This is a genomic window from Candidatus Electronema sp. TJ (assembly GCF_048287355.1).
In the GTDB taxonomy this organism is placed as follows: Bacteria; Desulfobacterota; Desulfobulbia; order Desulfobulbales; family Desulfobulbaceae; genus Electronema.
Map to the genome: position 1 here is coordinate 1 of NZ_JBLWEP010000020.1, position 7387 is coordinate 7387.

Here is a 7387-nt window from a genome sequence, read left to right on the forward strand (position 1 = left end):
TCTTGCATAAGTTGAGCCAGTCAGTGCGCCCTGTGTGAATGAAAATCTTTCGCCCTGTCGTTGCGGCGTGATGCAGGGCAAAAAATCTTTCGCCCGGCCCAGTTGCGGCTCAGGCAAGAGCGTTTGAAGAATATTATGGCTGGATTGTCCGTCGCAACGGCCTGTTCACCGTTTAAATCGTCCCAAACGCAATTGAAATTGCCCTGATTCACACTTAAACCGTCCCGTTTTCGATTGAAATCGTCCCGATTCACACTTGAATCACTCCGGTTTCAATTGAAATTGCCCCGATTTAAATGTGAATCGTCCCGGTTTCAATTTGAATCAAGGCGATTTCAATTGAAACCGGCCTGATTTAAATCGAAACCGGCCCAATTTCAATTGGAATCGGAACGATTTAAGTGTGAATTGCCTCGGTTTCAATGTGAATCAGGGCAATTTCAATTGAAACCGGAGTGATTCAAGTGTGAATCAGGACGATTTAAACGCGTTTCCGCCGGGAAAAAATTAAAAAATATCGGGACAATCTGCATATTGAGGCAGATGCGGGCTGACAGCTCAGATAAAAAACAAACATCAAAGCAAGGAGGGGTGAACATGCGTTTTCCCAAACCAAAACCGTGACGCGGAACAGCGGCAGCGGGCCGGAAGAATTTTCCTTGCCGCCGGGTTGCATCAGACCTCCTGCGTAAGCAGCAAGGGCGAAAGATTTTTCGCCCCTACCCCTGCATCATCAAACGACAGTTATGCAAGAGGTCTATTGGACAATTCCGCCAGCAGCTCCTGACGAAGCTGACGAAACTCATTGTGCAGCAGCTGCTGGAGTTGGACAACGCCTTCCTCTTGACTCTCCGCCTCAACAATCCCAGCTGTATCAGGCGAATTTTTCTCTTTGAGCAGCTGCTCAAAGAACTGCCGCTGCCAAGCGGTGTAGCGGCTGACCGTCGCCGCCAAAGCGGCAGGCTCTTCGTTCAGTGCCAAGCTGGAGGCCAGCTCCTGCACCACCGCGCACCCATCCTTCATTTGCAGCGGTGCCTTGGCGAGCATCGACGTTGAAGATTCCAGCAGATCAAGCACGATTGACTGCTGCGGCTGAACCGGGCCTTCTTGCCGGGCTGCGGCGGCCAAGGCTGATATCTGCCGCAAAGCCTGCGATGAAGGCGAAGCCGTCAATGAAGCGGCCAGCGAGGCAAGTGAGGTGTGAAGTTCAGCTGCGGCAGTTTGTTCCGGTTCTTCGGTTTCGTCGGTCATGCTGAAGAACGGATCTGGCAGATCATCCTGCGCAAACAGCATTTCAACCCTGTCCGCCGCCTGACTGTCGTCCGTTTCATAGTCTCTGCCAAGGACAAATTCATCATCCGCCTCGCTGGGCAGCCTGTCACCAGCAGCATCTTCTCCCCTTAACGACTTTCCAGCATCGTCCCGGCCAAGCTCTTCGTCAGCGTTGAAGGCAAAAAAATCCTCATCATCTTCTTCCGCAGCTTCGGTCGAAGTTGAAGCAACCTCCTTGTCTGCCTGCCCATTTTCATCCAGCTCCTCGCCGCTGCTGAAGGCGAAAAAGGCTTCTCCCTCGCCGCTGTCGATGTTAGATTCTGCCGCAGGATTTTCCTCCTCCTCCATGCCGAACTGCTCATCCTGCTCGTCTTCTTCAATGCTGGCGAGAGATTCCGCTGTGTCGTCATTCATGGTGTCAAAGCCGAAAAACGAATCTTGTTCAGAATCAGTTTCCCCGCCTTCCGCAGGAGGTTCCTTCACGCCGACAACTGCCTCCTCCTCTCCTTCTGCTGTCGCATCTTCTTTGAAAGAGAAAAAGTCATCCTCTTCCTCAGCCGCAGGAGGTTTGCCGCTGCTGTCATCATCAAGGGAAGTTATGAATTCATCCTCAAGCTCATGCGGCTCCTCTTCGGCGGCCAAGCTGCTGCTTGGCAACTCCGCCGCCTCATCGTCAAAATTAAAGAGCGAATCAAGTTTTGAACGAATTTCCGCCGCACGCTCGATATCAATTTCTCCCGATTCCTCCTCCGCATCCTCCGGCTCGGGCGCGGCCTTCGCTTTCGGCGCAGGAGCGGCAGGCCGCCCCGCCTCTTTCTCCTCCGCCTCGTCGAAGCTGAAGAAGCTTTCCAGCCCGTCGTCTCCGAAGCCGTCATCCGACAAAGCGGCGGACGGCTCCTCAGCATCCTCGTCCGCCAAGGCAGGAGCAGGGCTTTCATCCATGTCTCCGCCGAACAGCCCGGCATCAAGGCTCAGGCCGTCCTCATCATCCTCCTCCGGCACCGGCGCGGCCTTCGCTTTCGGCGCAGGGGCGGCAGGCCTCCCAGCCGTTTTCTCCTCCGCCTCGTCGAAGCTGAAGAAGTTCTCCAGACCGTCGTCCCCGAAGCCGTCATCCGACAAAGCCGCAGACGGCTCCTCAGCATCCTCGTCCGCCAAGGCAGGAGCTGGGCCTTCTTCCATGTCTCCGCCGAACAGCCCGGCATCAAGGCTCAGGCCGTCCTCATCATCGTCCTCCGGCTCGGGCGCGGCCTTCGCTTTCGGCGCAGGGGCGGCAGACCGCCCCGCCGTTTTCTCCTCCGCCTCGTCGAAGCTGAAGAAGTTCTCCAGACCGTCGTCTCCGAAGCCGTCATCCGACAAAGCCGCAGACGGCTCCTCAGCATCCTCGTCCTCCAAGGCCGGAGCCGGGCCTTCTTCCATGTCTCCGCCGAACAGCCCGGCATCAAGGCTCAGGCCGTCCTCATCATCGTCCTCCGGCTCGGGCGCGGCCTTCGCTTTCGGCGCAGGGGCGGCAGACCGCCCCGCCGTTTTCTCCTCCGCCTCGTCGAAGCTGAAGAAGTTCTCCAGACCGTCGTCTCCGAAGCCGTCATCCGACAAAGCCGCAGACGGCTCCTCAGCATCCTCGTCCTCCAAGGCCGGAGCCGGGCCTTCTTCCATGTCTCCGCCGAACAGCCCGGCATCAAGGCTCAGGCCGTCCTCATCATCCTCATCCGGCACCGGCGCAGCCTTCGCCTTAGGCGCAGGAGCGGCAGGCCTCCCCGCCTCTTTCTCCTCCGCCTCGTCAAAGCTGAAGAAGCTGTCCAGACCGTCGTCTCCGAAGCCGTCATCCGACAAAGCGGCGGACGGCTCCTCAGCATCCTCGTCCGCCAAGGCAGGAGCAGGGCTTTCATCCATGTCTCCGCCGAACAGCCCGGCATCAAGGCTCAAACCGTCCTCATCTTCGTCCTCCGGCACCGGCGCGGCCTTCGCTTTCGGCGTAGGAGCGGCAGGCCTCCTAGCCTCTTTCTCCTCCGCCTCGTCGAAGCTGAAGAAGCTCTCCAGACCGTCGTCTCCGAAGCCGTCATCCGACAAAGCAGCGGACGGCTCCTTGTTGGACGCAACAGCCTGTTGCGCATCAACGCTCAAGGCATCTGAGGCTGCCGCCGCGTCAGCACCACTTTCCTCATCATCAAAATCAAAGAAAGAGGCATCGACATCCTCCTCCTCTTCTTCAGGTTCATCTTTCTCTGTTTCTTCAATAATCTCCGCCAGAGGCGGCTTCGGCGCGGCGACCTGCTTCTTCTTTAAAGCGTCCTCTTCATCATCAAAGTTAAAGAAGGAGGCATCGACATCCTCCTCCTCTTCTCCGGTGTCATCTATAGCTGTGGACAAAGACTGCGGAGCTGTGCTGTCTTCAGCTTTCTTTGGCGGCTGAAGATCGTCGAAATCAAAGAACGAATTGAGCTTCTCATCAAGCTCGGCAGCCCGTTCCTCGCCCACCCCGGCAGAAGCGAAATTCTCATTGAAACCGCCCTCCTCATCTTCATCCGCAAGGGCTGGCATGATGCCGCCACTGCCGCTGGAGAAGAAATCATCGCCAAACTCATCCTCATCCTCGTCAATCTCCGCCAGTTTGGCTGGAGGCGGCGCAGGAGCAGCCTTATGTTTCGCCGCAGGCAGGGCAGGTGCGGACGGCCCCTTGATCGTTTGCGGCTGCGGCTTGCCATCCTTTTCGTCATCAAAGAGCGCGTCAATATCCAGATCGTCGTCATCAGCGGCAAGCTCAGCAGTAGGATCATCCGCATCTGCATTTTCTTCAACTGACAACGTGTCTTCAGCCTCTGGTGCTTCGTCTTCCAGCTCGTCCTCTTCCGCCGCCTCTGCTGCGGAACGGGCAATAACCTCCTTCAGGCTGTTCAAGCTGCTGATCTGCTCGATCAAAATCTGCCGCCGCTGCTCCGCGCCCAATTCTGGGCTTTCGAGCAGCATTTTCAGGGAGTCGTAGAACGAATGCAGAATGGTGAAGGAGTCGGGATGGGCGTTGGTCTTTTGTTCCCGGATGTAAGAACCTAATGCCTGGAGGCCCTGAATCAGCACCTGAGCCTCTGTGTTGCCGCTGAGATGGTTGCGCAGCTCGGCAGCCTCCGAGCTGAATTTTTCCAGCCCTTCGTCGGTGACTTCCCATTCCAGCCCCAGAATGGTGGCCTCCATGCTCCGCAGCAGGCTGGGAGATTCGACAGCTTCCTCCTTTTTCTTTGCGGGAGGTGCGGCGGCCTGCGGCTGAGGCTCAGCAGCTTTCTTCTTCTTTTTCACCTCCGGCAGCGGAGCGGCGGCAGCTTCTTCCTTTGCTTCAGCGGCTTCAGCATGCTCATGACCGCCTTGGGTGTTTTTCAGCGAGCTGATCTGGTACTGCAAAACTTTGAATTTGCGGATGTCAGCCTTGAGCATCGTGGTGATGGTCTCGCCGCTGATGTTGGTGGAGGAGATGATTTTCTCGTAGTTATGATACAGGGTGAGCAGCAGCTTGATGGCGTTGGGGTGGGCGTAGGCTCCTTCCTCCCTGAGATACTTGCCCACATTCTCCATGCCTTGGAGATAAATCTGCGCCACCTTGTCATCTTTCCACATGGCCCGCAGGCTGGCCAGCTCCTCGTTCAGTTCGCCTAAGATGTCCTCAGTGATGTCCCAATCCAAGGACAGGACGATTGATTTGAGACGAAGCAGAGGTGAGTCCTCGTCATCGGCGAATTCAAACAGATCAACTTCGTCTGTGTCGAATGATTCGTCGGCAAACTGCGTGAGGTCTTGGAATTCGTCGATTGAAGGAGCCATGGTCTTGTCCGCGCTGGTCAGAGCCGCTGCGTCAGCCGCCCATCCGGTTCATCTTACAGAAGCTTCTTCTGCACCGACACCACGGTGAGAGAGATGATCTTTTTCAGAGTTTCTGGAACATTGTAGCCGGTCAGCGCACTGGCCTCAAAGTACGGCACTTTGAGTTTGCTGTTCAGATCCTGCTCCAGAACGGTGGTGGGCAGAATGGGAATGCCTTGGTCGCGCAGGTCGACTTTGTTGTACTGCATGACCAAGGGTATCTTGAATATTGACTCCTTGTACTCCTTCAGGTTCTCATGCAGCTGATTGAGAGAGCGGATGTTCTTCTCCCGCATGGCCTCCTGCGCGTCGGCGACAAAGACGATGCCGTCCACGCCTTTGAGCACCAGCTTGCGGGTGGCGTTGTATTTCACTTGGCCGGGCACGGTGTAGAGCTGTATTTTCAGCTCGTAGCCCTTGATCTTGCCCATGTCAAAGGGCAGGAAGTCAAAAAACAGTGTTCGGTCGCCGTGGGTCTTGAGGCTGACCATTTCAGACTGAATCTGTTTGCTGAACTTCCGGTTGATATACTCCAAGTTGGAGGTCTTGCCGCCCCGTCCCGGACCATAGTAGACAATTTTGACTTGAACGATTTTTTCGCGCAGATTTATGAAGCTCAAGGCAGTCTCCCGCTCTGTTGATTGATGCTGTTGTCAATAGTATGAAGCCGAAAGCGGCAGTTACTTGCCGCTTCCCCAAAGCTTGCGTATCTGCTCCAGTGCCTTCACAACATTCAGCCTAAGAAAACCTAAGGAGATATGCTTCCCGAACATGGTGATCAGGAGCAGCTCCTCGTCAATTTTCGAGAAATGGATGTTGCAGTCTGTGCCTTTATGGAAAAGCAGGGAGAACTCCTGCTCGCCGACCAGCTTGGCCATCGCATCCACTGTGGCGAAGTTGCCGGCTGCCAATGCTGCGAAGGAATAGACATCATACTTGGAGGCACCGTTGTCCTTCGCCGTGATGATGTTTCCCGCCATGTCAATGATGATGACACAGTCCACACCGATCTTGATGAGCTGTTCAGACAGGATTTCATCAATTTTTTCAAGCTGCTCTTGGCTGACTACACCGTAGTTCATCTGGTACCCTCATTCACTTTGCGTTGTTGGTCCGGCAGGTCTGGTCCGACCGGCATGTCTTCACCTGTTGACTATACGCCAGATAATCGTGGATATGAAGCTGTTTTTAATGGCCTTGCCAATTTTTCCGCCGATTGCGCGACCTCTGCCGGAAAGGAACGTGGCAGCTTGAGTGTCCGGCTTGGTCTTTTCCGTCTGCGCAGGCGCGAAAAGACCAAGCACATAAAAAGAGTTTCATGTCTGCGCCAGATTTTGTCAAGGCCCTGCGTGTCCCGTCCTCCGCTTCTTTGATACATCCCGTTGAAGGAATGCGTCTCGCGCTGGTTAGAGGGTTTTGCTCCTTGACATATTACGGATTCTTGAAATTGTTCCAAGATAAATTTTTTCCGCAACATCGTCAAGAATATGTCCGACTGCCTCGTCCTCAGAGCTGGCCCGCTGAACCAAGGTGTTGTAATCCTCGGTCCAAACTTCCTGCGGGGCCTCCCAGAGAATTTTGCCGCTCTTCAGATCCTTCAGCACGTAGCGCAGCGTGAGCTGCACTTTGACATCCGTGGTGCGCGCCGCGCTGCTCCAGCCGATGCTGGGCAGATGGATGGAGATGATCTCGCCGGCGAGAATGAGATCCGCGCCTTCCTGCTTTTTGGTCAGGCTGATTTTGTCGGACTTGAGGAACCACAAGGACAGCGAGTTGTACATCGTGCTGTCAATGCCGAGCTTGTCGGTGCGGTTGCCCCACGTCGGCATGTAGATGGAGACCTCCGGGCCGTCATAGACATTGGGGAAATAATAGCCCGTGCAGCCGCCGAGCAGCAGAAGGAAGCCGAAAAAAGACAGCAGGGCAGCAGGTATTCTGTTCACAGTCGCACTCCTTGGTTTGAGCTTGCAGTTCACTTGACAACAATATTAACAAGTTTGTCCTTGACCACAATGATTTTTTGAATCGCCTTGCCAGCGATGAAGCCGCGCACCTTGTCATCATCCAACGCCTTGGCTTTCAGCGCCTCTTCGTCGGTCGCTGACGGAACAGTCAGACGGCCCCGCAGCTTGCCGTTGACTTGCACGACAACAGTCAGCTCGTCTTCCTCTGCGGCGGCCGGATCAAAGCTCGGCCAGCTCTGCTCTTGCAAGGGATGCGCATGACCAGTGCTCTGCCACATCTCCTCGCAGAAATGGGGCACCATCGG

General features: G+C 55.5%; 5 protein-coding genes. All 5 read right to left on the reverse strand.

Features of this window, described 5'->3' with window-relative positions; translation table 11 throughout:
• Positions 1 to 744: 744 nt before the first annotated feature.
• Positions 745 to 5079, reverse strand: coding sequence for a hypothetical protein (locus tag ACNKID_RS02795; RefSeq protein WP_417911911.1), 4335 nt, complete (start codon positions 5077 to 5079; stop codon positions 745 to 747).
• A 53-nt stretch (positions 5080 to 5132) separates the two neighbouring features.
• Complete coding sequence (locus ACNKID_RS02800; RefSeq protein ID WP_417911912.1) at positions 5133 to 5738, reverse strand: GTP-binding protein; 606 nt, start codon at positions 5736 to 5738, stop codon at positions 5133 to 5135.
• A 60-nt stretch (positions 5739 to 5798) separates the two neighbouring features.
• Positions 5799 to 6200 (reverse strand): roadblock/LC7 domain-containing protein, encoded by a 402-nt coding sequence (locus tag ACNKID_RS02805; RefSeq protein WP_417911913.1) that lies wholly within the window; start codon positions 6198 to 6200, stop codon positions 5799 to 5801.
• Between the two features lie 324 nt (positions 6201 to 6524).
• On the reverse strand, positions 6525 to 7061 hold the full coding sequence (gene lptE / locus ACNKID_RS02810; protein ID WP_417911914.1) for an LPS assembly lipoprotein LptE: 537 nt from the start codon (positions 7059 to 7061) through the stop codon (positions 6525 to 6527).
• Between the two features lie 29 nt (positions 7062 to 7090).
• Positions 7091 to 7387: class I tRNA ligase family protein (locus tag ACNKID_RS02815; RefSeq protein ID WP_417911915.1), on the reverse strand; the 297-nt coding region annotated here is incomplete at its 5' end.

Bases quoted from the DNA above. Each gene is read 5' to 3' on its own strand.
- ACNKID_RS02795 (WP_417911911.1), bottom strand. From the start codon at position 5,079: ATGGCTCCTTCAATCGACGAATTCCAAGACCTCACGCAGTTTGCCGAC.
- ACNKID_RS02805 (WP_417911913.1), bottom strand. From the start codon at position 6,200: ATGAACTACGGTGTAGTCAGCCAAGAGCAGCTTGAAAAAATTGATGAA.